The organism is Mycobacteroides chelonae (assembly GCF_016767715.1).
GTDB lineage: Bacteria > Actinomycetota > Actinomycetes > Mycobacteriales > Mycobacteriaceae > Mycobacterium > Mycobacterium gwanakae.
In genome coordinates, this window is the sequence record NZ_CP050145.1 from 1,078,633 (window position 1) to 1,105,234 (window position 26,602).

Here is a 26,602-nt window from a genome sequence, read left to right on the forward strand (position 1 = left end):
GCTCACACCCGGTGTTGAAAGCCGTGTATCAGTCGCCGAAGCGGCTGAAGGTGATGCCCTTGTTGGCCAGCCAGCCCTGCGGGTCGATGCGCTGCGAACCACCCAGCAGCACTTCGAAATGCAGGTGCGGGCCGGTGGAGTTGCCGCGGTTACCGATGGTGGCGATGCGATCGCCCGCCATCACGCGCTGACCCACCGATACTTCCCACGTGTTGATGTGGCCGTACAGGGTCACAGTGCCGTCCGAGTGGCGGATCTTGACCCAGGCGCCGTAACCGGCGGTCGGGCCCGTCGCGATGACGACGCCGTCGGCTGCGGCCACGATCGGCGTGCCGATGCTGTTGGCGATATCGATGCCGCCGTGCAGCGCACCCCAGCGGTATCCGAATCCGGAGGTGAAGGTTCCGTTGGTCGGCATCACGAAGCGCGGAGCCAGCAGACGCTTCTCGCGGTCCGCCCGCTCGGAAGCGAAGGCGGTGGCCTTCGCCAGCTGCTCATCGGTGACCGAGGCGTCGGTGGCCAGCGGAGCGGAGATCAACTGCGGTCCGTGGGCGGCCATCACCGCTGCGGAGCTACCCAGCGCGAGGCTGTGGTGATCGGCGGCCGTCGCGGCATCGTGCTCGCTGAGCGCGGTGTATCCGGCGGCGGCAGCGGCACCGGCGGCCATGGCCGCCAGGGCGATGCGTGTCTTGCCTACCTGGCCGATCTCGCGGCGGCGGTGCACGCCTCCGCTGCTGATCCGGGGCAGCTTGTCGGTGGGGGTGTCACGGGGGTCTCTGGTGCGTGCGGCAGAGGCGGCGAACCAGTCCGCGGTGGCCTCGATGGAGGCGCGAATCCGATCGGACTCGTCGGTGTCTTCTTCCCAGTCCTGCTCGATCTGATCGAGAGCGGTCTGTTGCTCGGCCTCGGCGCCCTCTTCAGGAGCGTCCTCGTAGACGTCGTAGTCCTCGAGCTCTGGGCGCTCTAGCGCGTCACTCAGGCCGAACTCGTCGATCGGCACGATGTTGGTGATCTCGTTCTCGGTCGGTGCCGTGCTCCGACCACCACGCGTGCGTGTCGTTCGATGCTGTGTCAAAACCCTGCCAGTCTTCCGTTCGGCGTCACGACCTAGCGTGACCAAAACGTGATCTAACCCAAGAGAAGGTAACGGTTGGGCAAGGGGAGTCGCAACTCAATGCGTGGAAACGCATATAAATGTGACTTGTGTCACGAAGTCGCTGATAGGGCTCCCGAGCCCGGGCATCGTTGCCGAATCTCGCCGGGGCTACCTCACCACAGATCACGGCCGTATGGCGAGCCCTCGTGACCGAACTGAAACCGGTTACAGATGCGTTCGAGTCCTGCCAGCGGGTGGCCAGCGGGTGAATTCTGCGGGTGACCAGGTGGTGAATTCGGCCACTTACTCAGAAGTAGTGAGGGGCCTCGCTGTGGCCTTGGCTACAGTCCCTAGTGCAATAGTGCCGACCCGACGTTCGACGAGGAAGATGGGCTAGCTAGATGGATTTATTCGAGTACCAGGCCAAGGAGCTGTTCGCTAAGCACAACGTGCCGACGACCCCGGGCCGGGTTACCACCACCGCCGAGGATGCCAAGGCGATCGCCGAGGAAATCGGCAAGCCAGTGATGATCAAGGCACAGGTCAAGGTCGGTGGACGTGGCAAGGCCGGTGGCGTGAAGTACGCCGCCACTCCCGATGACGCTTTCACTCACGCAGAGAACATCCTGGGCCTGGACATCAAGGGCCACATCGTCAAGAAGATCCTCGTCGCCGAGGCCAGCGATATCGCCGAGGAGTACTACATCTCCTTCTTGCTGGATCGCGCTAACCGCACCTACCTGGCTATGTGCTCGGTCGAGGGCGGCGTGGAAATCGAAGTGACCGCCGAGGAGAACCCCGACGCGCTGGCCAAGGTGCCGGTCGACGCGGTCAAGGGCGTTGACTTGGCTCTGGCGCGCGAGATCGCCGAGAAGGGCAAGCTGCCCGCCGAGGTGCTGGACTCCGCCGCGGTGACCATCCAGAAGCTCTGGGAGGTGTTCGTCGGTGAGGACGCCACCCTGGTGGAGGTCAACCCGCTGGTGCGCACCCCCGACAACCAGATCCTGGCGCTGGACGGCAAGGTGACCCTGGACGGCAACGCCGACTTCCGTCAGCCCGGCCACGCCGAGTTCGAAGACAAGGACGCCACCGATCCGCTGGAGCTCAAGGCCAAGGAGCACGACCTCAACTACGTCAAGCTTGACGGCCAGGTCGGCATCATCGGTAACGGCGCGGGTCTGGTCATGTCCACCCTGGACGTGGTGGCCTACGCCGGCGAGAACCACAACGGCGTGAAGCCCGCCAACTTCCTGGACATCGGCGGTGGCGCCTCGGCCGAGGTGATGGCCGCCGGTCTCGACGTCATCCTGGGCGACTCGCAGGTCAAGAGCGTCTTCGTCAACGTGTTCGGTGGCATCACCGCATGCGATGCGGTTGCCAACGGCATCGTCGGAGCCCTCAAGACCCTCGGCGACACGGCCAGCAAGCCGCTGGTGGTCCGTCTCGACGGCAACAAGGTCGAAGAAGGACGGGCGATCCTGGCCGAGTTCAACCATCCGCTGGTTATCCAGGCCGAGACCATGGACGCCGGTGCCGACAAGGCCGCCGAGCTGGCGAGCAAGTAAGGGAGCTTGAATCAATGTCCATTTTCCTGAACAAAGAATCCAAGGTCATCGTCCAGGGCATCACCGGCGGCGAGGGCACCAAACACACCGCACTGATGCTCAAGGCCGGTACCCAGGTCGTGGGTGGCGTCAACGCCCGTAAGGCCGGAACCACCGTGTCGCACAAGGACGCCGACGGCAACGATGTCGAGCTGCCGGTGTTCGGCAGTGTGGCCGAAGCCATCAAGGAGACCGGCGCCGACGTGTCGATCGCCTTCGTGCCGCCCGCGTTCTCCAAGGACGCGATCATTGAGGCCATCGACGCCGAGATCCCGCTGCTGGTTGTCATCACCGAGGGAATCCCGGTGCAGGACAGTGCATATGCGTGGGCCTACAACGTCGAGAAGGGCAACAAGACCCGCATCATCGGGCCCAACTGCCCCGGCATCATCACCCCCGGCGAGGCCCTGGTGGGTATCACCCCCAACAACATCACCGGCACCGGTCCGGTCGGTCTGGTGTCCAAGTCCGGCACCCTGACCTACCAGATGATGTACGAGCTGCGCGATTTCGGTTTCTCGACCGCCATCGGCATCGGCGGCGACCCGGTCATCGGCACCACCCACATCGACGCCATCGAGGCGTTCGAGAAGGACCCGGAGACCAAGATCATCGTCATGATCGGTGAGATCGGTGGCGACGCCGAGGAGCGCGCGGCCGACTACATCAAGGCCAACGTGTCCAAGCCGGTCGTCGGCTACGTCGCGGGCTTCACCGCCCCCGAGGGCAAGACCATGGGTCACGCCGGCGCCATCGTATCCGGCAGCTCGGGTACCGCCCAGGCCAAGAAGGAGGCCCTTGAGGCCGCCGGTGTGAAAGTCGGGAAGACGCCGTCCGAGACCGCCAAGCTGGCCCGCGAGATCCTGCAGAGCCTGTAACGGCTTCTTACGCGAGGGCCCCGACCGGATTTCCGGTTGGGGCCCTTGTCGTTTCGCCGAGCGCATACCTGGTGCAGCTGATTCAGGCCTGGACGCCGCGTACGGTATGCGCTCGCGCTCGGCCTATCGTTGGTGAAATTTGGTCCGCGGCAGGGTAATTCGCCCCCCTGAAGACACTGAATCTCCTGGCAGACGATATCGCGTTTCGTTCAGTGAGATTGTGTGACTTACGCATGAACAATCGGATGACGGGGCGCTGTCACCCCTGGTGACCGGCTACCTTCTCGGTTCGTGGGCCTCTTGTTTGACACATCCGGACTGGTGCCGACTGCTGACGGCTGGTACGACCCGGCAACCGGCGATCAATTCTGGGTCTCGGAATCGCGAGGCGCCTATCTGTCGGTGCCGTTGGAGGATCTGGACGTGGTGCGCCGCGCGCTCGTCGAGGCTGTGCTCACGCGACGCGCAGGAGTCATCGAGGCCTACATCGTGGGCGTCGATAGATTGCCGGGCCTGCTCTACGTGGTGAAGGTTCCGAAAACTGATGCCCCACAAGGACTCACCTTCATGGCCTCGATAGTTGTTCCCCGCGCGCATTCGTATGCGATGGTCTGCGGGGCATTCGCGGAGGGGCCGGTGACCGGGGTGCGCGAGGCGGCCGTGCTCGAGGAGCTGTTGGCGGCCGGTGGTACGTCGTCGAAAATGTGGCCGCCGCATCCCTACGCACCCGATCTGGAGCCGGGCATTCCGTACAACATCGCCGACGAAATACGTTGGGACATCAGGTTCCCTGACCATCCGCTGTCGCGCCTGCGGCGATGGGTGGCAAGGGTGACGCCAACCATCAGCGTGGAGCAGAAGTTCGCCGCGCTGCCGCCGTTCTCGGTGCCTTAGGCGAATGCGGCCAGTTTCCCGGACAACCGCTCGATGTACGCCCGCACCTCTTCCTCGGAGCGGTCGGGCATCCCGAAGATCGCCTCGGTGACACCCAGCTCGCGCCAGGCGGCGAGTTGTTCGGGGTCCGGCTTGCCTGCCAGTACGTAGATCAGCGGGTCGCCTTCACGGCCTGCCGCCGCCCACTCCGCCTTGAGTGCCACGATCTTGCCGGTGATGTCCTCGTCGCGCGGGGTGGACATCCAGCCGTCGGCATTCTTGGCGATCCACTTGAAGTTCTTCTCGGTGCCGCCCGCGCCCACGATCACCGGCACATGCTTCTGCACGGTCTTGGGCCAGGCCCAGCTGGGGCCGAAATTGACGAATTCGCCTGAGTAGCTGGCCTCTTCGTTTTCCCAGAGCTTGCGCATAGCCTCGATGTACTCGCGCAGCATGGTGCGGCGACGGCCGGCGGGAACGTTGTGGTCGGCCAGCTCGTCGGTGTTCCAGCCGTATCCGACGCCGACGGTGACCCGCCCACCGCTCATGTGGTCAAGGGTGGCAATCGATTTGGCAAGGGTGATGGGATCGTGCTCGACGGGGATCGCGACCGCGGTCGCGAGCCGGATCTTCGTCGTCACCGCACACGCGGCGCCGAGGGACACCCAGGGGTCCAGAGTGCGCATGTAGCGGTCGTCGGGCAGTTCCGCGCCGCCGGTGCCGGGGTGGGCGGCCTCGCGCTTAACGGGGATGTGCGTGTGCTCGGGCACGTAGAAGGTGCTGAACCCGCCGTCCTCGGCGGCCTTGGCGGCGATGTCCGGCGAGATGCCGCGGTCACTGGTGAACAGAACGAGGCCGTAGTCCATCCACCAATTAGAACGTGTTCCAGTTTTGTTGTCGAGGGTGGGGCCCAAATGGCGCGGGGAACGGATCACGGTGAGTAAGACGGATGACCGTCCGCGGGGTTCGCTGTTTGCATAACTCCGTGACGACCGAACGGATATCTGACCACGTCAAATTCGCGTACTGGGTGCCCAATGTCAGCGGTGGCCTGGTCACCAGCACCATCGAGCAGCGCACCGACTGGGGCTACGACTACAACGTCACCCTGGCGCGCACGGCCGAGAACAACGGCTTCGAGTACGCGCTCACCCAGGTGCGTTACGAGGCCAGCTATGGCGCCGAGTACCAACACGAGTCCACCAGCTTCTCTCTTGCTCTGCTGCTGGCCACCGAGCGCCTCAAGGTGATCGCCGCCGTCCACCCCGGGCTCTGGCAGCCGGGCGTGCTCGCCAAGCTGGGCGCAACCGCCGACCATCTATCCGGCGGTCGCTTCGCGGTCAACGTGGTCTCCGGATGGTTCAAGGACGAGTTCACTCACCTGGGTGAACCGTGGCTGGAGCACGACGAGAGGTACCGCCGAAGCGGCGAGTTCCTCCAGGTGCTGCGCAAGATCTGGACTGAGGATGACGTCGACTTCCGGGGTGATTTCTATCGGATCCACGACTTCACGCTGAAGCCCAAGCCGCTTCACACGCCCGAGCTATTCCAAGGAGGCAACTCCACGGCCGCGCGGCGCAACGGTGGCCTCTACTCCGACTGGTACTTCTCCAACGGCAAGGACTTCGCGGGTATCACCGATCAGATCGTGGAGGTCCGCGACCACGCCCGCACCGTCGGACGCGAAGTCAGCGTCGGGCTCAACGGTTTCATCATCGCCAGAGACACCGAGGCCGAAGCGCGCGAGGTCCTGCGGGAAATCGTCGCGAAGGCCAATCGCCCCGCCGTCGAGGGCTTCCGCGCGGCCGTTCAGCAGGCAGGCTCGGCCACCGGCGACAAGAAGGGCATGTGGGCGGACTCCTCGTTCGAGGATCTGGTGCAGTACAACGACGGATTCCGGACCCAGCTCATCGGCACCCCGGAACAGATCGCTGAGCGGATCGTCGCCTACCGCAGGCGGGGTGTGGACCTGATCCTGGGCGGCTTCCTGCACTTCCAGGAGGAGATCGAATACTTCGGCGCCAAGGTGCTGCCACTGGTCCGCGAGATCGAGGCAGCCGATGTTCAGGAAACCCACAGCGAATATCGCGTACCGGTTTTGAGCTAACCGATGTGCCTCGGCCGTGTCTGGCCTTGTCTGCGTCCGTACCGACGCCGGGTGCAGTAGCGTGGAGGCGATCCACCCCGAGACCACGACCGAAACCGTGATGTAGGAGATGTAATGACGTATTCGACCGGTGGGCCCGGATACCAGCCCGCGCAGCCGTCCAATCCGTACGGCACCCCGTCCTTTGTGGCCGAGCCAAACACGGGCGCGCTAGGGGTTTACCTGCCCGGTGGTGTCCTGGTGCTGAGCCTGATCGGCTTCATTGCCGGCTTCGGGCCGTTCTACACCGGGAAGGCCAGCTCGGGGACGTCGGGAAGCTTCGGCGGATTCGACCTCCTGGCTCTGTCTCCGGTCTTCGGCTTCGCTCAGTTCGCGCTGTTGCTCGCCGGTCTGACCGCGGGAGTCTCGCTCCTCTCCGGCAAGGACGACAAGCAGGCGCCCGTCGCCATCCTGTCGATCGTGGGATTCCTCTTTGTCCTTGGCGGTCTGTTCGGCAACCCGTTCGCGGCCGCCTTCGGTGAGGTCGGTATCGGGTGGGGCCTGATCACGCTCGCTGTGGTGTCCGGCCTGCAGGCCGCGGCCGCCGTCTATGCCCTGCTCAGCGAGGTCGGCGTGGTGAAGGCCAAGACTGCCTCGCCCGCGACCAATCCGTTCGGTAGCCAGTACCAGCCGCAGCAGAGCCAGTACTACACCCCGGCGCAGCAGCAGCCCCAGCAGCAACTGCCCAAGCAGGGGCAGGGCTACGGTCAGGCCGGTGCTCAGGGGTACGGCCAGCAGCAGAGCTACGGCCAGCAGCCAGCCCCGAGCTACGGCCAGGCCGGTGCTCAGGGATACGGCCAGCAGCAGCCCGCGCCTGCCGCCCCGCCGTCGTACGGCGGCTACGGTCAGCAGCAGCCGCAGTCTGCGCCGCCGACCCCGCCGCAGGGCTTTAGCAGCTCCGGCTTCACTCCGCCGTCAGCGCAGCCGACCCAGCAGGCCGGATCCTCGCAGCCGACCCAGCAGTACCCGACCTTCGGTGGTGCCAGTGGTCAGGCTCCCGGAGGCGAGCAGGGCGGCGCGGGCGCTAGCAGTGGTTCGTCCTCTGCCAGCGGTGACGATCTGTTCGGCACCTCGCGTCCTTCCAACTAAGACTGTGTTTACTGCCGTGATCGGCGCGTGAATCAAACCTCGCGCGCCAATCCCGCACAGGCTCGCGCACTGCTGACGGTTGCCTTTGGCCCGTCAGCAGTTGCGTTGGTAGTCATTGCGGCAATCGTCTTGGTGCAGTTGGTAATTGCCAACAGCGACATGACCGGGACGTTCGGTGCGGTGGCCAGCATGTGGCTGGGCACCCACCTGGTACCCATCTCGATCGGTGGGCGAGTCATCGAGGTGCTGCCGCTGTTGCCGACGGCGGCGATGGTTTGGGGCGTTGCCCGAACGGTCGCCTCGACTATCGCACCCACCGCTTCCTGGTATGTGATCCGGTGGGTGATCGCCTCGGCGCTGGCCGGTCCGCTCTTGATGACGGCGATATCGCTGGCGATCATTCATGACGCATCGACGGTGCTGACGCAGCTGCAATCACCGAATGCCTTGCGCGCATTCGGTTCTGTCCTCGGAGTCCATGCCGCCGGTGCGATTGCCGGCGTATTGCTGCGGGTCGGCAGACGGCTCGCGGCGCTCCTACAGCTGCCGTCATGGCCCATGGACGCGGTCCGCGGCGCTGTCGCCGGGGTGCTCGCACTCTTCGGACTGTCTGCGGCGGTGACCGCGGGTTCTTTGGTGGTTCACTGGGCGACGATGGACCAGCTGTACTCGGTCACCAACGATTTTGTGGGTCAGCTGAGCCTGACCCTGTTGGCGATCCTCTACGCGCCCAACGTCATTCTGGGTGCCTGCGCACTGGCGGTCGGATCAAGCGCGAACGTGGGTACCGCGGCCTTTAGCGCGTTCGCCGTTTTCGGTGGACAGCTGCCGGCGGTGCCGATCCTGGCAGCGGTCCCCACGCCACCCCTTGGTCCCGCGTGGGTGGCCCTGATGATCATCGGTGCGGTGTCCGGGGTGGCCGTCGGTCAGCAATGCGCGCGTCGGCCCGTTCCGTGGCCGACGGCGATCCACAAGGTGGTCGCGGCGGCACTGCTTGCGGCAACATTCCTGGCGATCGTCGGAAAGCTCGCCGGCGGGCAGCTGGGAAACTTCGGACGCCTGGGGATCGATCAGGGCACGTTCGGCCCTGGGGTGTTCTTCTGGTTCCTGGTCATCGGCCTGTTGACGGTGTTCATGCTGGGCGGAGCCACCCGTCTTCCGGCTAAGGCACGGCCAGAGCCAGAGCCCGAGCCAGAAGCAGAACCGGAACCGGAAACGGAAACGGAGCTAGAGCCGGAACCGGTGCCTGAGCCGGAAGTGGGGGGCGAACCGGACCCGGAGGCCCGGACCCAACCTCAAGCCGAGAGTGACTCCAGCGACCCTCCGGAACAGGCCAAGTGACCAGTCCGGCTACGCTCAGCGGCGTGTCGGTGTCGGATTCTCCTCGTGCGGGTGGCTCTTCGGAGCCCACGTCGCCCGTTGAGATCGCCCCATCTGCCCCGGCACGCGTCGTGGTCCTGGCCTCCGGCACCGGAAGCCTGCTGCGCTCCCTGCTTGACGCGGCTACGAATGACTTCCCGGCCCGGATCGTCGCCGTAGGCACCGACCGGCAATGCGCGGCCGTCGATATCGCCACCGGCGCGCAGCTGCCCAGCTACACCGTGCGGCTCTCCGACTACGACTCCCGTGAAGAATGGGATGCTGCCATCACCGACGCCACGGCCGCTCACCGGCCCGATCTGGTGGTCTCGGCCGGATTCATGAAGATACTTGGGCCACGGTTTCTTTCACAGTTCTTGGGGCGGGTCATCAACACCCATCCCGCGCTGTTGCCGTCGTTCCCAGGCGCGCATGCCGTCCCCGACGCTCTGGCGCATGGGGTCAAGGTGACCGGTTGCACGGTGCATCTGGTCGATGACGGGATGGACACCGGGCCGATCCTTGCCCAGCAGGCTGTCGCCGTGCACGGGGATGACGACGAGGCCAGCCTGCATGAACGTATCAAGGTAGTGGAACGCGCGCTGCTGGTAGATGTGCTGGCCGCGGTGGCCACCAGAGGTTTGATTTGGAACGGAAGAAGGGCCTCCATCAAGTGAGTACGCAGCGACCCGTACGGCGGGCATTGATCAGTGTCTACGACAAGACCGGACTGGAAGAGCTCGCCAGCGGGCTGCACGCCGCCGGTGTGGAACTGGTATCCACCGGATCTACCGCGAAAACCATTGCTGCCGCGTCAATTCCGGTGACACCTGTGGAAGAGGTCACCGGGTTTCCGGAGGTGCTGGATGGCCGGGTGAAGACCTTGCATCCGCATGTGCACGCCGGCGTCTTGGCCGACACCCGCCGCGAGGAGCACCTGACCCAACTCGAGGAGCTGGGCGTCAAGGGCTTCGAGCTGGTGGTCGTGAACCTCTACCCGTTCGCCGCGACGGTGGCCTCGGGCGCCTCCGAGGACGAATGCGTCGAACAAATCGACATCGGTGGCCCCTCGATGGTGCGTGCCGCCGCCAAAAACCACCCGAGCGTGGCGGTGGTTGTGGACCCCGCTTCATACGGTGCGGTGCTGGCTGCGGTCGATGCCGGGGGATTCACCCTGGAGGCGCGGAAGATTCTGGCGGCCCAGGCATTCCGCCACACTGCCGAGTATGACGTGGCGGTCGCCGGCTGGCTGTCATCCGTGGCGGAGCCCGAGGGTGCCGAGTTGCCCTCATGGATCGGCGGCACGTGGACTCGTTCGGCGGTGCTGCGTTACGGGGAGAACCCGCACCAGCAGGCTGCCCTCTACACCGGTGCCGCCGGGCATGGCCTGGCGCAGGCGGAGCAGCTGCACGGAAAAGAGATGTCGTACAACAACTACACGGACGCCGACGCCGCCTGGCGCGCCGCGTGGGACCAGGACAAGGCCTGCGCCGCCATCATCAAGCATGCCAATCCGTGCGGTATCGCGGTGTCGGACATCTCGATCGCCGATGCGCATCTCAAGGCACACGAATGCGATCCACTGAGTGCCTTCGGCGGCGTCATCGCGGTCAACCGCGAGGTGAGCGTGGAGATGGCCGAGCGGGTCGCCGACATTTTCACCGAGGTAATTGTGGCCCCGGGTTACGAGGACGGCGCCGTGGAGGTGCTGAGCCGCAAGAAGAACGTGCGTCTGCTGCGTGCGACGCCGCCCCAGTCCGGGTACACCGAATGGCGCCAGATCAGCGGTGGCCTGCTCGTGCAGGAGCGCGACGCGCTCGACGCCGCGGGTGACGATCCGGCCAACTGGACATTGGTGGCTGGTACCGCTGTGGACGAGGACACGTTGGCGGACTTGGCGTTTGCCTGGAAGGTGGGGCGGGCCGTCAAGTCCAACGCGATCGTCGTGGCCTCCGGTGGTGCCACCATCGGTGTCGGAATGGGACAGGTCAACCGGGTAGACGCCGCCAAGCTGGCGGTGTCTCGTGGCGGGGATCGAGTCTCCGGCGCGGTAGCGGCCTCGGACGCCTTCTTCCCGTTCCCGGATGGCCTGGAGGTGCTGACGCAGGCCGGAGTTCGAGCGATCGTGCATCCGGGCGGTTCCATGCGCGACGAGTTGGTGACCGATGCTGCTAAGGCTGCCGGAATCACGTTGTACACCACTGGAGCACGTCACTTCGCCCATTAGGGCGCAACGATAGGGAGAGCCCATGGTTCAGCCCAGTTTGGATTGGCCGGGCGAGCCATTGCGCTCTCTGGTGTGGACGCTGCAAGCCTGGGCGGTCACCATGGTGGTATTCCTTGCGGTGGCTTTCGCTATCGCCCGGTTTACCCAATGGGGACAGCAATTCTGGCGAGTCAACGCGCCCTTCTTCCGGGGGCGTGACAGTTGGCGCACGTGGGCATTGCTGGCATTCATCATGTGGCACACGGTGTACATGGCACGCGTGACGGTGATCTTCACGTACCAGTACAAGGACCTGATGAATGCGCTGCAGGTCGGCTCGGAGGCGCTCGTCACCCACAACTCGGCGCTATTGGCCGATGCGCGCCAGGCGTTCTTCACCTCATTCGCGATCAGCGGCATTCTCGTGGCGCTCACGGTCACCTACACCGTGGTCGATTTCTTCCTGCGTAGGGTGTTCGCCATTCGGTGGCGGGTGTGGCTCAACACGCGGCTCGTCGACGACTGGATGAGCAAGGACGCCTTCTACCGCAACCGTTTTCTGGATGTTCCGGTGGAGAACCCCGACCAGCGGATCCAGATCGACATCGAGACGCACACCACCAAATCGGTGGATCTGACGCTCGGTGCGGTGAATAAGACACTGCTGATCGTCATGTTCACCGGGGTGCTGTGGCAGCTCTCGGGTCCGCTGTTGTTGTGGGGAATTGAGATACCCCGAGCCATGGTCTTCATCGCGTTCGTGTTCTCGATCACGGTGACCGTCATCGCATTCTGGATCGGCCGTCCATTGGTGCGGCTGAACTTCTTGAACGAACGGTTCAGCGCGAGTTTCCGGTACGCACTGGTGCGGCTGCGCGATAGCTCCGAACGGGTGGCCTTCTACCGGGGCGGCGAACGTGAACGACGGCTACTGCATTCACGTTTCGGTGAGATCATCGCAAACATGTGGCGCATCGTGTACGCACAGCTGCGCCTCAACGGATGGAACCGCGGTATCGGCGACGTGACCACCGGCATGATCCCGTACATCGTGCAGGCGCCTCGATTCTTCACCGGCCAAATCAAAGTCGGGGACCTGTTGCAGACCGTCGCCGCATTCGGAAACGTCTGTGGCGCAATGTCCTTCTTCCGAGACAGTTATGACGAATTCACCGTCTACCGGGCCGCGCTCCTGCGTATCGATCAGATGCTCGACAGCGACCATCGTGCCCGCGAACTGCCGCGGATCAATGTGGCCGGCTCCGACGACGCCCTGATACTCACCGATGTCCAGGTCCGCGATCTGCAGGGGCTGGACATGATCGCGGACCTCAACCTCACGCTGACCGCAGGTGACAGTGTCGTGGTCAAGGGCCCGTCGGGCTGTGGGAAGACCACCTTGCTGCGCAGCCTGGCGCAGCTGTGGCCACAGGCCTCCGGACTGGTCGAGCGCCCCGACGGGTGGGCGACCCTGTTCCTGCCGCAGCTGCCGTATCTGCCGTTGGGCAACCTGCGCGAAACGGTGGTGTATCCGCTTCCCGTGGAAGATGTTACGGACGAGGAGCTCAAGCAGGCGCTGCGCGATGTCTCGCTCGGGCATCTGACCGAGCGGCTGGATCAGGAAGCCGACTGGGCCGCCGTGCTCTCGCTGGGGGAGCAGCAGCGGGTGTCCTTCGTCAGGGTGCTGCTGGTGCGTCCCACGGTGGTGTTCCTCGACGAGTCGACCTCGGCTCTGGACGAGGGGCTGGAGGATGCGATGTATGCGCTGGTGCGAGAACGGCTACCCGACTGTGTGGTTGTCAGCGTGGGGCACAGGTCGACGATCGACCGTCACCACCGGTCGCGGTTGCAGCTGACCGGCAGCGGCGCATGGGAGCTCTCGCCGGTGTGAATCGAGCCGGGCGGGAACTTTCGGTCACGACCGCGCGACTGATCTAGTGACGGCGTCTGTGGGCTGGGCGTACGTCCACCGCGGTGGCTCCACGCGACGGATGCCAGCACGGTGCCTGTGATGAGTTCGGCAGTTAACCGTTCGAAGGAAAGGAACCGCCATGCGCGAAATCGCTGTTGAGATCGTTGTCGAGGACGAAGAGATCGTTGCCACAACGGAAATGGTTGCCAGCCACTAAGAGTGGACGCCGGGCGTGCATGGTCGTCCCCCCGGCTGTGCACGCCCGGACGCAGCCATGGAGGCGAAATAGTGTTCGTCGAAGACTCTCGCTGGCGTCAGTTTGTCGGGGAGTGGGCCCCCGGGTACGAAGAAACGGTCTTCCTTCCCGGATTGGTGACAGACCCGAGTGTGATCAGCGGCCGGATCGCCGCGGCGGTGGCTACGGCGACCGCCGCAGGTGGAAAAGGGTTGCGACTACGCGGATTCCGGGGCAGTGAATTCGACTTCAAGCTCACCGAGCGGCTTGCGCGTACCGCTCCGCAAGGCGCGCAGCCGTTGACCGAATGGCTCGCCGAGAATGCCGACGACCGTCCGGCATGTGTCGCCATCAACGACGTCTCCTCATGGGATCTGGGCCTTGGCGCGTTCGCTCAGGCCCTGGTGCGCAGCCTTGTTCCGGGACGAGATCTGGTGTCCGGCGCCGATATCTACACGTTTATCGCCGATGTGGAGTGGACTCCCTTCGGGATACACAAGGACGACGAGCCATCGCTGATCTTCCATCTGGGCCCTGGTGTGAAGGAACTCTGGGTGTGGCCCGCCGATGGAATCGACCACCACCAGTTGTTCGAGAACCCGTCGTTGGGCAAGGTCTCGTTTGACTTCGACCGACTGCTGCCCGGAGCGCACCGCTACACCCTGACTCCGGGTGACTTCATATGCATTCCCCGGGGGCGCTATCACCTGTTCCGCAATGCCGGCCCTTCTGTCTTTCTGGGAGTTACACTCTTCCCGCCCAACATCCGGAAGTCGTTCTCGGACTGGATGATCGACCATTTCGGCGCGCAATTGGACGCGGCACACGAGCCGCGCAGCTTCGATGACCTCCGCCGGCTGGTGCTCAACACGCTCGGCGACCCCGAAGCGATGTCGGGGCTGGCGACAGCCATGGAACTGGCGGCGGCCAAACAGCGCACCGCCGGGTATCTGCGGCCCCCTAAGGTGGCGGCCTTGCGCACCGGTGATGCCCCTGCGGGTGTCCCGCTCGGCTGGGCCTACCCCGCGGTGGTGCAATCAATCGTCGGTGCGGATCGGACTCATCTGGTGGCCCGTGGCCGGGACATAGCGTTCGGCGGCGCGGTGAATCTTGACGGACTCCTAGCGCTGTCCGGCGAGTTCACCCTGGATGATCTTGATGCCGTCCTGGCATCAGAACTGGATGTCGATCGGCGCCGTCAGATTGTGAATACGCTGTGGCGCTTCGGTGCTTTCGACGCTGTCAGCGCTCTTCCATCGACTCACGCCGCTTGCGCCGCTTCCGCTTGACGTTTACCCCGCCCCACAGCGAGAACCCCTTGACCGTCACATGTGGTGCGCCCTGTACCCCGGTGCCGCTCGCCGAGTGATCGAAGCCACCCATCACGGCGACGCCCCGGACATCCACATTGACCTCTGGTGGCAGGAGGATCGTCTGGCCACCCATGATGGAGAACGAGCGGATCTCGACCTCGTTGGAAGTGAAGTCGGCGTAACGCAGGTCCAGCACGCCGCCACCCCACAGCGCGAATGAAGTGAGCTTGCCGGGCACGTTCCAGCGGCCCCGTCGTTCAAATCCACTCATGATCGCCATCAGCACCGTTGATGGTGCTGGCTTGCTGTCTTTACCTCGAACCTGGGCGGTAGCGACGGCGGGCAGGTCGGCGCTGAGCTGATCAAGTTCACCGTATGTGTTTGCCGAGTACACCTTGGTGAGGCGTTCCTCGAATTCGGAGAGCTCCAGCCGCCCCTGCGCCGCTGCGTCGGATAACAGCTGCGCGACACGCATGCGATCGGCGTCTGCGGCCCGCATCGATGCGGTAACCCGCTCAGGGAGGTTGCTCATCACCGCCGAGCCTACGACGAACGGCGCTTAAAGGCACGCGGTTCATTCGTGTTGCTCAGCGCACTACACGCGTAGTGCCGACTGGTTCACACTTGCCAGGCGGGAGGACGCTTTTGGAGGAACGACAACATGCCCTCCTGCGCCTCCGGCGAGACGAACAGACGCGCCGACGTTTCCGTCAACTCGACTGCACGAGCATCGAAATCGGCGAGGATCGGCGCGGTGGTGAGCTTCTTGGACTCCGCCAGCCCCTGGGGCGAACCGAGCGCGATGTCATCGACCAATGACGTCACTGCCGCCTCGACTGCTTCGGAGCTGTCGACGGACTTGGTCACCAACCCGATTTCCGCGGCCACCCGTGCGTCGAACTTCTCGCCGGTGACGAAGTAGCGCGCGGCAGCGCGGCCGGTGAGGCGCGGCAGCAGTGTCAGCGAGATGATCGACGGCGCCACGCCGATGCGCGCCTCGGTCAGTGCGAAGGTGCTGTCGGGTCCTGCCACCGCGATATCGGCGGCACCGACGAGGCCGAAGCCGCCGGCTCGCACATGGCCGTTGACGGCGATGACGACCGGTAGCGGCAGCTCCAGGATGTCGCGCAACAATGCGGTGAGTTGGCCCGCCCGATCCTTGGCGACATCCTGGGGATCGGATGATGCCGCTGAGCTCTCCGACAGATCGGCGCCCGCGCAGAACGTGTTGCCAGTATGGGTGAGCACCACGGCGCGCACCGTTTTGTCGGCGGCGGCGCGCTGCAGCCCCTCTCGTAATTGCCGCACCAAGCCGCTGGACAACGCGTTGCGGTTATGCGGTGAGTCGAGCGTCAGACGGGCGGCGCGACCGTCCACCTCGTACTGGACGAGAGTGTCACTCATGGGGTGTCTCCTTTTAGTACGAGCGGGGCAGGCCGAGCGATGTCTGCGCGACGAAGTTGAGGATCATCTCCCGGCTCACCGGGGCAATACGCCCGAAGCGCGACAGGTTCAACAGCGGCGCCACGGCGTATTCAGAGGTCAATCCATTGCCGCCCAAGGACTGCACGGCCCGGTCGGCGGCCCGGCAGGCCACGTCCGCCGCGGCGTACTTGGCCATGTTGGCCGCCTCCGCTGCGCCCCAGTCGTCGCCGTGGTCGTACAGGGTGGCGGCCTTCTGCATCATGAGCTTGGCCAGCTCCAGCTCGACCTTGATCTCGGCGAGCGGGTGCGCAATGGCCTGGTGTGCGCCGATCGGTGTCTTCCACACCTGGCGCGTCTTGACGTAGTCGGTGGCCTTGCTCAGCGCGAGCCGGGTGAGGCCAACCCCGCTGGCGGCGCCCATGATTCGCTCGGGATTCAAACCGGCGAACAGCTGCATCAGCGCGGCATCCTCGGAGCCGACGAGCGCATTACCCGGCACGCGCACGTCGTCGAGGAACACCTGGAACTGCCGTTCCGGGAGCGTGAGCTCCATATCGATGGGTGTGTACTCGAATCCCTTGGTGTCGGTAGGCACCACGAACAGCGCCGGCTTGAGCTTGCCGGTCTTGGCCTCCTCGGTGCGCGCCACCACCAGCACGGCGTTGGCCTGGTCGACGCCGGAGATGAAGACCTTGCGCCCGTTGAGAATCCAGTCGCCGCCGTCGCGCTTGGCGGTGGTGATGATGTTGTGGGAGTTCGAGCCGGCGTCGGGTTCGGTGATGGCGAACGCCATGGTGAAGGTGCCGTCGGCCATCGAGGGCAGCCAGTTCTTTTTCTGCTCATCGGTGCCGTAGCGGGCGATGATCGTGGCATTGATGGCGGGGGAGACGACCATCATCAGCAGGGGACACCCGGCCGCCGAAAGCTCCTCGAACACGAGCCCGAGCTCGTACATGCCGGCGCCGCCGCCGCCGTACTCCTCCGGAATGTTCACTCCCAGGAAGCCGAGCTTTCCTGCCTCATCCCACAGCTCGTTCAGGTGTGCGTGGGTCTTGGACTTCTCCAGGTAGTACTCGTGGCCGTAGCTACCGGCGAGCGAGGCCACCGCCTGGCGCAGCGCCTTGCGCTCGTCGGACTCTACGTACGGATTGGTCTGCGTCATGTGGGCTCTCCTTCGGTATTGGCCTCCGCGGCCAACTGGGCTAGTACGGTGCCGAGCTCGACCTGTTGTCCCGGTTCGACATTGAGGATCTCTAGAACGCCGTCGGCGGGGGCGACGATGGTGTGCTCCATCTTCATGGCCTCCAGCCAGACAATGGGTGTACCCGCGGTGACGGTGTCTCCCACCGCGGCACCCACCCGCAGCACCACTCCTGGCATCGGCGCGATGAGCGAGCCCGCCGCCACCTCGGTGCTGGGGTCGGTGAATCGGGGCACCACGGCCAGTGCCACCGGACCGAGTGGGGAGTCGACGTCCACAGTTGCCCCGTAGAAGGACACGTCGAATCCACGCCGGACGCCGTCAATGACGAGCGCCACGTGATCCGGTGTCGCCGAGACCAAGTCAATGGATGGCCAGTCGCCATCCAGCTCCAGGCCGGACCGGGTCAGGCGATACCGCACCGAGATGACGCTCTCGCCGACCGCGAATTCCTTGGTCTGGAAGCCGGACGCCAGGTTGCGCCAGCCGCTTGGAAGGGCCGCGCAGGCTACCGCCGAGGCCCGGTTCGCGGCCGCGTCGGCAAGTGCCGCGGCAAGCGCCGAGTACTGGTGCGCCGCCTCATCAGCCAGCGGTTTGGCAAGGATGTCCAGGCCGTGCTTGTTCAGGAATGACGTGTCGGTGTCACCGGCGAGGAACGCGGGGTGACGCAACACGTTGACCAACAGATCACGGTTGGTGGTCAGCCCGTGTATCCGCGCGCGTTCCAGCGTCGAGGCCAGCAGCCGGGCGGCCTCGGTGCGCGTCGGCGCCACCGTGATGACCTTCGCAAGCATCGGGTCGTAGTGCACCGACACCACGCTGCCGTCGACAATGGTCGAGTCCAAGCGGATCCCGTTGCGCCCCGGATGTCCAGGCAGCTGGAATTCCGCACTGGCCCCAGGTATGTCGAAGCGCCGCACGGTGCCGCTTTGCGGTTGCCACTCGGCGGCCGGATTCTCCGCATACAGCCGCGCCTCGATCGAATGACCGTGGATCGCAGGAGGTTCCGGATCGAGCCGTCCGCCTTCGGACACCTGAATCTGCAACAGCACCAAGTCCAGACCGGTGGTGCACTCGGTCACCGGGTGCTCCACCTGCAGGCGGGTGTTCATCTCGAGGAAGAAGAACTCGCCGTCTTCGGTGGCCAGGAATTCCATGGTGCCCGCGCCCACATAACCGATTGTCGCCGCGGCGGTACGTGACGCCTCGAAGAGCCGCTCGCGCATGCCGTCGATTCGGGTCACCAAGGGCGAGGGTGCTTCCTCGATGACCTTCTGGTGACGGCGCTGGATGGAGCACTCGCGCTCACCCACGGCCCACACCGTGCCGTGGCTGTCGGCCATCACCTGGACTTCGATGTGCCGGCCGGTGCCCAGGTAGCGCTCGCAGAAGACCGTCGGGTCCCCGAATGCGGATTGGGCTTCCCGTTGTGCGGCAGCGATTTCAGCGGGAAGTTTGTCGAGATCTGACACGATCCGCATACCACGGCCACCGCCACCGGCGGAGGCCTTGACGAGCACCGGAAGCTGATCGGCGGTGACGGTGTCGGGGTCGAGCTGGCCCAGCACCGGCACGCCGGCGGCTTCCATGAGTTTCTTGGACTCGATCTTCGAGCCCATCGACTCGATTGCCGTGACCGGCGGGCCGATCCAGGTAAGGCCGGCGTCCGCCACCGCGCGAGCGAAATCGGCATTCTCGGAGAGGAATCCGTAACCGGGATGGATTGCGTCGGCGCCGGTGGCCTTGGCCGCGGCGATGATGAGCTCACCGCGCAGGTAGGTCTCTGCGCTGGAGGTGCCGGGTAGGTGCACCGCGGCATCGGCCTCGGACACATGTGGGCTGTCGGCGTCGGCGTCCGAATAGACGGCGACAGTTCCGAGCCCAAGCTTGCGGCAGGTGGCGAAGACGCGGCGGGCGATCTCGCCGCGGTTGGCGACCAGAACAGAGGTGATCGAAGGCGCAGTCATATGTTCCAAACCCTCACATCCGGAAGACGCCGAAGTTCGACGTCCCCTCGATCGGTCCATTGGCAATGGCGGACAGGCACATACCGAGCACCGCTCGGGTATCGCGGGGGTCGATGACCCCGTCGTCATACAGGCGTCCGGACATGAACATGGGCAGCGACTCTGCCTCGATCTGTGCCTCGATGGCAGCCCGCATAGCGGCGTCCGCGTCCTCGTTGACGGCCTGGCCGCGTGCCGCCGCGGCGGCACGGCTCACGATGGAGATGACGCCGGCCAACTGGGTGCCGCCCATGACCGCGGATTTCGCGCTGGGCCAGGCGAACAGGAACCGGGGATCGTAAGCGCGGCCGCACATGCCGTAATGCCCTGCGCCATAGGAGGCCCCGACGATCAGGGACAGATGCGGCACCGTCGAGTTCGACACGGCGTTGATCATCATCGACCCGTGCTTGATCATGCCGCCCTCTTCGTACTCCTTACCCACCATGTATCCGGTGGTGTTGTGTACGAAGAGAAGTGGCGTGTTGGTCTGGTTGGCCAGCTGGATGAACTGAGTGGCCTTCTGCGCTTCCTCGCTGAACAGCACGCCGCGCGCATTGGCGAGGATGCCGATCGGGTACCCGTGCAGCCGGGCCCAGCCGGTGACCAATGAGGAGCCGTATTGCTCCTTGAACTCGTCGAACTCCGAACCGTCGACGATCCGCGCGATGACCTCACGCGGATCGAACGGGATGCGCAGGTCCCCGGGGACGATGCCGAGTAGCTCCTCCTGGTTTGCGATGGGTTCGATCACCGCCGCGGGCTTGGGGCCCTTCTTGACCCAATTCAGGCGCGCGACGATCTGCCGACCGAGCCGTACGGCGTCCTGTTCATCGGCTGCCAGGTAGTCGCCCAAACCGGAAACGCGGGAGTGCATTTCGGCGCCGCCGAGCGATTCATCGTCGGACTCCTCGCCGGTCGCCATCTTGACCAGCGGCGGACCCGCCAGGAACACCTTGGAGCGTTCCTTGATCATCACGACATGGTCCGACATACCGGGAATGTAGGCGCCACCGGCGGTCGAGTTGCCGAACACCAGAGCGATCGTCGGAATGCCCGCGGCCGAGAGCCGAGTGAGGTCGCGGAACATCTGTCCGCCGGGAACGAATACTTCCTTCTGCGTGGGCAGGTCCGCACCACCGGATTCCACCAGTGAGATCACGGGCAAGCGATTCTTAAAGGCAATATCGTTGGCCCGCAGCACCTTACGCAGTGTCCAGGGGTTGCTGGTACCACCCTTGACGGTGGGGTCGTTGGCCACGATCATGCACTCGACACCCTCGACCACGCCGATGCCGGTGACCAGCGAGGCCCCGACGGTGAAGTCGCTGCCCCAGGCCGCGAGCGGACACAGCTCCAGGAACGGGGAGTCGGGGTCAATGAGCAGCTCGATGCGCTCACGTGCCAGCAGCTTGCCGCGTTCGTGATGGCGGGCAACGTATTTGTCGCCACCACCGGCGAGTGCCTTCGCGGTTTCGGCATTGACCTCGGCCAGCTTGGTCGCCATGGCCGCTGCCGCGTCGACGTATTCGGGAGAGCTGGTGTTGACGGCGGTACGCAGGATTGTCACGACTGGAACCCCAGGAGCTTGGCCGCCAGGGAAGTGAGGATTTCGGTAGTGCCGCCACCGATTCCGATGATGCGCATGTCGCGGTACTGCCGTTCGATCTCGCTCTCGGTCATATAGCCCATGCCTCCGAACAATTGGACGCCTTGGTTGGCCACCCACTCGCCGGCTTCGACGGCGGTGTTCTTGGCGAAACAGACTTCGGCGATGAGGTTGGTTTCACCGGCAATCGCGCGGTCGACCAGCGCGTGGGTGTACACCCGCGCCACATCGACGCGGCGGGCCATCTCCGCGAGGGTGTTCTGCACGGATTGACGGGAGATGAGGGGGCGCCCGAAGGTCTCCCTGTTCCTGCACCATTCCACGGTCAGGTCCAGGCAGCGTTGCGCACTCGAATATGCCTGGGCGGCAAGGCCGATTCGCTCGGATACGAAGGCGCCGGCGATCTGCGCGAAGCCGGTGTTTTCGCCACCCACCAGGTTCTCGGCGGGTACCCGCACATCGGTGAAGGACAACTCGGCGGTATCCGAAGAGCGCCAGCCCATCTTGTCGAGCTTGCGGGCGACCTCGAACCCCGGGGTGTCCTTGTCGATCAGCAGCAGCGAGACTCCGGCCGCCCCCGGTCCGCCGGTGCGGACCGCGGTCACCACGTAGTCGGCGCGCACGCCGGAGGTGATGAAGGTCTTGGCGCCGTTGACGATGTAGTGATCCCCGTCCTTCTTGGCCGAGGTGGTCAGATGCCCGACATCGGACCCACCGCCGGGTTCGGTGATGGCCAGCGATCCGATGAGATCACCGGCCAGGGTGGGCTTGACGTAGTTGTCGATGAGGCGCTGATCGCCGGAGGCGATGATGTGCGGTGTGGAGATGCCGCAGGTGAACAGGGAAGCGAACACGCCGCCGGGCACACCGGCATAGTGCAGTTCCTCGCACACGATCACCGGGTCGATGGCATCTCCGCCGCCACCGCCGACCTCCTCGGGCGCGCCCGGACCGAGCAGACCCAGATCGCCGGCCTTGCGGTGCAATTCACGAGGAAGCAGGCCGTCACGTTCCCATTCGTTGACATGCGGCAGGATCTCGCGCTCGGCGAAGTCACGTACGGTCTCCCGAAGCGCCTTGCGCTCCGGGGTGTTCCACTGGGCCACTAGATTGTCTCCTTCAGAAGGGATTCGGGGACGTCGATCTCACGGGAACGCAGCCATTCGCCAATTCCCTTGGCCTGTGGGTCAAACCGGGCCTGATAGGCCACACCCTTGCCGAGAATGTCCTGGATGACGAAGTTCACGGCCCGCAGCTTGGGCAACAGGTAGCGCGCCACCTCCAACTGCTCGGTTTCCGGCAGCAGCTCACGCAGCGCGTCGATAGTCAGGGCGTGCGCAAGCCAGCGGTATTCCTCATCGGTGCGCACCCAGACGCCGACGTTGGCGCTGCCGCCCTTGTCGCCGCTGCGAGCACCCGCGAGGGTTCCCAGTGGGATTCGGCGTACCGGCCCGGCCGGAAGCGGTTCGGGCAGCGCCGCTGCCGGAGCGTCGGCGAGGGGCAGTGTCTGGGAGGCCTGTGCGATATCGATACGCGAGCCATCGGCCAGCACGGCCACATGCGGAACCTTCTCCGCGGGGACGTATCCCGGAGTGAACACGCCGTACGGTTCACCGTCCTTGGGAGGCGTGGTGACGTGGAAGCCGGGGTAACTCGCCAGGGCCAGCTCCACCGCAGCGTTGGAGAACTGCCGCCCTACCTTGTTCGGGTCGGAGTCGCGCACCATCACGTGCAGCAGGGCGCTGGCCGCCTGTTCGGTGTCGGCATTCGGATGATCGGTGCGGCCCAGCGTCCATTGGATGTCCTGCGGGGCTCCCGCGGGGGAAGACAGGGCGGACTCCAACTGCTTGCGGGTCAGATCCGCCTTGGCGTCGATATCGAGTCCGGTGAGCACAAACGTCATCTGATTGCGGAAGCCACCCAATGCGTTCAGCGACACCTTCAGGTCCGGTGGTGGTGCCTCGCCCGTCACGCCGGAGACCCGCACCCGGTCGGGGCCCTCCTGGGTCAGCTCGATGCTGTCGATCCGGGTAGTGACATCAGGGTTGGCGTACCGCGCCCCGGTGATCTCATAGAGCAGCTGTGCGGTGACGGTGCCCACGCTGACCGCGCCGCCGGTACCCGTGTGCTTCGTGATGACAGACGAACCGTCCTCATGTACCTCGGCCAATGGGAACCCGGCACGCGAAAGGTCGGGGATCTCGGTGAAGAAGGCGTAGTTGCCTCCGGTGGCCTGGGTGCCGCACTCGATGATGTGCCCGGCCGCGACCGCACCGGCGAGCTTGTCGTAGTCGTCGCGGCGCCACCCGAAGTGTGCGGCGGCGGGGCCGACGATCACGGAGGCGTCGGTGACCCGGCCCGTGACCACGATGTCGGCCCCGGAATTGAGGCATTCCACGATGCCCCAGGCGCCGAGATAGGCATTGGCAGTGAGCGGTGACCCCAGTCCGAGCTCTGCGGCACGGGGCAGGAGATCGTCGCCCTCGACATGTGCGACATTGGCCGCGATTCCCAGTTTTTCCGCGAGTGCGCGGATGGCCTCCGCCAGACCCGCGGGGTTCAGACCGCCGGCGTTGGCGACGATCTTCACGCCCTTGTCCTGGGCCAGGCCCAGGCACTGCTCGAGCTGACGCAGGAACGTCTTGGCGTAGCCGCGTTCGGGGGCTTTGGCGCGGTCGCGCCCGAGGATGAGCATCGTCAGTTCGGCCAGATAGTCGCCGGTCAGGTAGTCGAGTTCACCGCCGGTGAGCATCTCGTGCATGGCCGATATTCGGTCACCGTAAAAGCCTGAACAGTTCCCAATTCGTACCGGCGCAGTGGTCACGGTGGTCCTCTCGAGGTCGGCATCGACTGCTCGTGCGCTGCCAAATTACCCCACGCACTAAAACGTCAATCTAGCGGTCCAACCAAGTGGTTGGCCGAGCAAAGGTGATGGCGTCGACACGCCGTCTTATGGTGAGAAAATGCGATACGAATCCGCCGCGATACGGCGTGTCGGCGCGGATTGATCCAAGCAAATTTGCAGCTCATGTCCGCCACCGGCTATCGTGTGGTGATTGTCGCTCGCTGCGCCCGACATGTTGGCGCGGCGCGGGCGAATGACACAGAAACCTGAGAAATAAGGAGAGGGCGCGACCATGGCCGTCCCCAAGCGGAGAATGTCCCGCTCCAACACCCGTAGCCGGCGTTCGCAGTGGAAGGCCACTGCCACTGAGCTGGTCAATGTCACTGTCGGCGGACAGAACCACAAGGTTCCCCGTCGCCTGCTCAAGGCTGCCCGCCTCGGGCTCATCGATCTCGACCGTCGCTGAACGACGCGAGACCTGATTCTCAGGCTTCCTCAGTAATATCTCAGCCGCACGGTTAACACTGGTACCTGTGCGAATTCTTGTAGTCGATGATGACCGCGCTGTGCGCGAGTCGTTGAGACGGTCTCTGTCCTTCAATGGGTACTCGGTGGATCTGGCCGAGGACGGCGTCGATGCGCTGAATGTCATCGCGGCCGACCGGCCGGATGCGCTGGTGCTCGACGTGATGATGCCCAAGCTCGACGGACTCGAGGTATGCCGTCGCCTGCGCAGCACCGGAGATGATCTGCCGATCCTGGTGCTCACCGCACGAGACTCGGTCTCCGAGCGCGTGGCGGGTCTGGATGCGGGCGCCGACGATTACCTCCCCAAGCCTTTCGCGCTTGAGGAACTCCTGGCCCGGATGCGGGCGCTGCTGCGCCGGACCACCGTCGACGAGTCGGCGGACGCTGCCACGCTGAGCTTCGGTGATCTCACGCTCGATCCGGTCACCCGCGAGGTTTACCGGGGCACTCGGTCGATCAGCCTGACCCGTACCGAATTCGCACTGCTGGAAATGCTCATGACGAACCCCCGGCGGGTGCTCACGCGCAGCCGCATCCTCGAAGAGGTATGGGGATTCGACTTCCCAACGTCCGGTAATGCACTTGAGGTGTATGTCGGTTATCTGCGGCGCAAGACCGAAGCCGAGGGGGAGCTCAGGCTCATCCACACCGTTCGCGGTGTCGGCTACGTGCTGCGGGAGACCCCTCCGTAATCCCTATGGCGACACTACGGATGCGCAGACCGACGTCTGCACTGTTCTCTCCACTACGGGCAACCAGCTCATCGGTATCGCTGCGCTGGCGCGTGATGCTGCTCGCGATGTCGATGGTGGCGATGGTCGTGGTGCTGATGGCCGTGGCGTCATACCTGTTGGTATCCACGGCGTTGTATCGCGATGTCGACAAGCAGCTCAACGATCGCGCCAATCTGCTCATCGGCAGTGGGCTGCTGTCGGTGGACCCGCGTCGCGCCATCGAAGGCACCGCGTACTCCGCCGATGTCAACGCCAAGCTGATCTTTCCGGGGCTCATCACGTTCTCGGCGACACAGCAGGGACAGATCATTCCCTACGGTGCTCCCGAGCAGGCGGTCACCCGCGGCGAGCTCGAGCAGTCGCTGCGCACCGTCAATCATCAACGCGTGCTTGCACTTAGACTCGACAATGGCAGCACGTTGATCATGGCGAAATCGCTCGACCCCACCGATACCGTGCTGCGGCGACTGGGCTGGGTGCTGCTGATTGTCGGCGGCGTAGGCGTGGCGGTAGCGGCCGCCGCTGGAGCCGTGGTGGCCGGCACCGGGTTGCGGCCGGTGGCCAGGCTCACCGATGCCGCCGAACGCGTCGCCCGAACCGATGATCTGCGACCCATTGCCGTCACCGGCAGCGACGAATTAGCGCGGCTCACAATCAGTTTCAACACCATGTTGCGTGCCCTGGCCGAGTCCCGAGACCGCCAGGCACGTCTGGTGACCGACGCGGGCCACGAGCTGCGCACGCCGCTGACCTCGTTGCGCACCAATACCGAGCTGCTGATGGCGGCCATGCAACCGGGCGCTCCCCGTCTACCCGACGAGGAAATGGAAGCGCTGCAACTCGATGTGATCGCCCAGATCGAGGAATTGTCCACATTGGTGGGCGATTTGGTCGATCTGGCACGTGGTGACGGTGCCGACATCGTGCATGAGCCGGTAGACCTGGTCGAGGTGGTCGAGGGCACTTTGGAACGAGTCCGCCGCCGTCGCAATGACATCGAATTCGACGTCGTCATGCAGCCGTGGCAGGTCTACGGAGACGCGGCAGGGCTGTCGCGTGCGGTTCTCAATCTGCTCGACAATGCGGCGAAGTGGAGCCCATCGGGTACCACGGTATCGGTGCGGCTGGCCCAGGTGGACGCCGCGCACGCCGAGCTGGTGATCTCCGATCGTGGGCCTGGGATTCCGCCCGCCGAACGGGATCTGGTCTTCGAGCGGTTCTACCGGGCCACCCCGGCCCGGGGAATGCCGGGATCGGGTTTGGGGTTGGCCATCGTGAAGCAAGTTGTGCTCAAACATGGTGGCGCGATCAAGGTCGAGGAGACGGAACCCGGTGCGGTGGTCGACGGCAGTCCGGCCCCGGGTACGTCGATGCACGTGCTTCTTCCGGGCCGTCCCGGACCCGTCGGGCACCCCGACGGTGGTGACACCGCCGGGCGCCGGAAGTCTGCGCCAAACGCGAGGGAGATCTCAGTGGATTCTCAGTCCGCTCCGGCAGCGTGGCACCCGAGCTAGTCGATCGTGAACGCCTATGAAGGACGGGT

General features: G+C 64.9%; 22 protein-coding genes. 13 read left to right on the forward strand and 9 right to left on the reverse strand.

Annotated elements, in window-relative coordinates:
• Positions 1-28: 28 nt before the first annotated feature.
• Positions 29-1,075: a M23 family metallopeptidase gene (locus tag HBA99_RS05295; RefSeq protein WP_057963759.1), complete on the reverse strand. Its 1,047-nt coding sequence runs from the start codon at positions 1,073-1,075 to the stop codon at positions 29-31.
• A 422-nt stretch (positions 1,076-1,497) separates the two neighbouring features.
• On the opposite strand from HBA99_RS05295, the gene sucC reads away from it, so the two are divergent.
• The 3 genes from sucC to HBA99_RS05310 all read left to right on the forward strand — a co-directional run bounded on the left by sucC (position 1,498) and on the right by HBA99_RS05310 (position 4,472).
• A complete protein-coding gene (gene sucC, locus HBA99_RS05300; protein WP_030094507.1) occupies positions 1,498-2,661 on the forward strand; it encodes an ADP-forming succinate--CoA ligase subunit beta in 1,164 nt (387 codons plus the stop codon).
• 14 nt (positions 2,662-2,675) lie between these two features.
• A complete protein-coding gene (gene sucD / locus HBA99_RS05305; RefSeq protein ID WP_030094508.1) occupies positions 2,676-3,578 on the forward strand; it encodes a succinate--CoA ligase subunit alpha in 903 nt (300 codons plus the stop codon).
• A 291-nt stretch (positions 3,579-3,869) separates the two neighbouring features.
• Entirely contained in the window at positions 3,870-4,472 is a 603-nt protein-coding gene (locus HBA99_RS05310) for a hypothetical protein (protein WP_070916585.1), read from the forward strand.
• Here the strand turns inward: HBA99_RS05310 and HBA99_RS05315 are convergent.
• Positions 4,469-5,317 (reverse strand): LLM class F420-dependent oxidoreductase, encoded by an 849-nt coding sequence (locus tag HBA99_RS05315; RefSeq protein WP_064407950.1) that lies wholly within the window; start codon positions 5,315-5,317, stop codon positions 4,469-4,471. The genes HBA99_RS05310 and HBA99_RS05315 overlap by 4 nt on opposite strands.
• 119 nt (positions 5,318-5,436) lie before the next feature.
• On the opposite strand from HBA99_RS05315, the gene sfnG reads away from it, so the two are divergent.
• The 7 genes from sfnG to HBA99_RS05350 all read left to right on the forward strand — a co-directional run bounded on the left by sfnG (position 5,437) and on the right by HBA99_RS05350 (position 14,687).
• Positions 5,437-6,558 carry a dimethylsulfone monooxygenase SfnG gene (gene sfnG, locus HBA99_RS05320; RefSeq protein WP_070916584.1) on the forward strand — a complete coding sequence of 374 codons (1,122 nt, stop codon included), beginning with the start codon at positions 5,437-5,439 and terminating at the stop codon, positions 6,556-6,558.
• Positions 6,559-6,672: 114 nt separating this feature from the next.
• Positions 6,673-7,686, forward strand: coding sequence for a DUF5336 domain-containing protein (locus HBA99_RS05325; protein ID WP_064407951.1), 1,014 nt, complete (start codon positions 6,673-6,675; stop codon positions 7,684-7,686).
• 27 nt (positions 7,687-7,713) lie between these two features.
• Positions 7,714-9,027 (forward strand): cell division protein PerM, encoded by a 1,314-nt coding sequence (locus HBA99_RS05330; protein WP_070950133.1) that lies wholly within the window; start codon positions 7,714-7,716, stop codon positions 9,025-9,027.
• Positions 9,024-9,722 (forward strand): phosphoribosylglycinamide formyltransferase, encoded by a 699-nt coding sequence (gene purN, locus HBA99_RS05335; RefSeq protein ID WP_078321618.1) that lies wholly within the window; start codon positions 9,024-9,026, stop codon positions 9,720-9,722. Before HBA99_RS05330 ends, purN begins: the two co-directional genes overlap by 4 nt.
• Positions 9,719-11,272, forward strand: a complete 1,554-nt coding sequence (gene purH / locus HBA99_RS05340) for a bifunctional phosphoribosylaminoimidazolecarboxamide formyltransferase/IMP cyclohydrolase (protein WP_070916582.1) — start codon at positions 9,719-9,721, stop codon at positions 11,270-11,272. Before purN ends, purH begins: the two co-directional genes overlap by 4 nt.
• Positions 11,273-11,294: 22 nt before the next feature.
• Positions 11,295-13,142 (forward strand): ABC transporter ATP-binding protein/permease, encoded by a 1,848-nt coding sequence (locus tag HBA99_RS05345; RefSeq protein WP_070951455.1) that lies wholly within the window; start codon positions 11,295-11,297, stop codon positions 13,140-13,142.
• Between the two features lie 309 nt (positions 13,143-13,451).
• Positions 13,452-14,687: a cupin domain-containing protein gene (locus tag HBA99_RS05350; protein ID WP_070922722.1), complete on the forward strand. Its 1,236-nt coding sequence runs from the start codon at positions 13,452-13,454 to the stop codon at positions 14,685-14,687.
• Here the strand turns inward: HBA99_RS05350 and HBA99_RS05355 are convergent.
• The 7 genes from HBA99_RS05355 to HBA99_RS05385 form a co-directional block, all read right to left on the reverse strand.
• Positions 14,641-15,243 carry a DUF1707 SHOCT-like domain-containing protein gene (locus HBA99_RS05355; RefSeq protein ID WP_030094518.1) on the reverse strand — a complete coding sequence of 201 codons (603 nt, stop codon included), beginning with the start codon at positions 15,241-15,243 and terminating at the stop codon, positions 14,641-14,643. The genes HBA99_RS05350 and HBA99_RS05355 overlap by 47 nt on opposite strands.
• A gap of 86 nt (positions 15,244-15,329) precedes the next feature.
• A complete protein-coding gene (locus HBA99_RS05360; protein ID WP_030094519.1) occupies positions 15,330-16,115 on the reverse strand; it encodes an enoyl-CoA hydratase family protein in 786 nt (261 codons plus the stop codon).
• Between the two features lie 13 nt (positions 16,116-16,128).
• On the reverse strand, positions 16,129-17,298 hold the full coding sequence (locus HBA99_RS05365; RefSeq protein ID WP_064407956.1) for an acyl-CoA dehydrogenase family protein: 1,170 nt from the start codon (positions 17,296-17,298) through the stop codon (positions 16,129-16,131).
• A complete protein-coding gene (locus HBA99_RS05370) occupies positions 17,295-19,304 on the reverse strand; it encodes an acetyl/propionyl/methylcrotonyl-CoA carboxylase subunit alpha (protein ID WP_070926079.1) in 2,010 nt (669 codons plus the stop codon). Before HBA99_RS05370 ends, HBA99_RS05365 begins: the two co-directional genes overlap by 4 nt.
• A 13-nt stretch (positions 19,305-19,317) precedes the next feature.
• The gene (locus HBA99_RS05375; protein WP_070922719.1) at positions 19,318-20,913 is read right to left on the reverse strand and encodes an acyl-CoA carboxylase subunit beta; all 1,596 of its coding nucleotides are present in this window, start codon (positions 20,911-20,913) and stop codon (positions 19,318-19,320) included.
• Complete coding sequence (locus tag HBA99_RS05380) at positions 20,910-22,058, reverse strand: acyl-CoA dehydrogenase family protein (protein ID WP_057968659.1); 1,149 nt, start codon at positions 22,056-22,058, stop codon at positions 20,910-20,912. The genes HBA99_RS05375 and HBA99_RS05380 overlap by 4 nt, the downstream gene beginning before the upstream one ends.
• Entirely contained in the window at positions 22,058-23,776 is a 1,719-nt protein-coding gene (locus HBA99_RS05385; protein ID WP_044104193.1) for an acyclic terpene utilization AtuA family protein, read from the reverse strand. The genes HBA99_RS05380 and HBA99_RS05385 overlap by 1 nt, the downstream gene beginning before the upstream one ends.
• Positions 23,777-24,089: 313 nt before the next feature.
• Here HBA99_RS05385 and rpmF point away from each other — a divergent pair, with 313 nt between their 5' ends.
• From rpmF to HBA99_RS05400, 3 genes are all read left to right on the forward strand, one after another.
• The gene (gene rpmF / locus HBA99_RS05390) at positions 24,090-24,263 is read left to right on the forward strand and encodes a 50S ribosomal protein L32 (protein ID WP_005063395.1); all 174 of its coding nucleotides are present in this window, start codon (positions 24,090-24,092) and stop codon (positions 24,261-24,263) included.
• A gap of 67 nt (positions 24,264-24,330) precedes the next feature.
• Entirely contained in the window at positions 24,331-25,017 is a 687-nt protein-coding gene (locus HBA99_RS05395; protein WP_030094525.1) for a response regulator transcription factor, read from the forward strand.
• A 20-nt stretch (positions 25,018-25,037) separates the two neighbouring features.
• On the forward strand, positions 25,038-26,573 hold the full coding sequence (locus HBA99_RS05400) for a HAMP domain-containing sensor histidine kinase (RefSeq protein ID WP_030094526.1): 1,536 nt from the start codon (positions 25,038-25,040) through the stop codon (positions 26,571-26,573).
• The last annotated feature ends 29 nt before the right edge of the window (positions 26,574-26,602 follow it).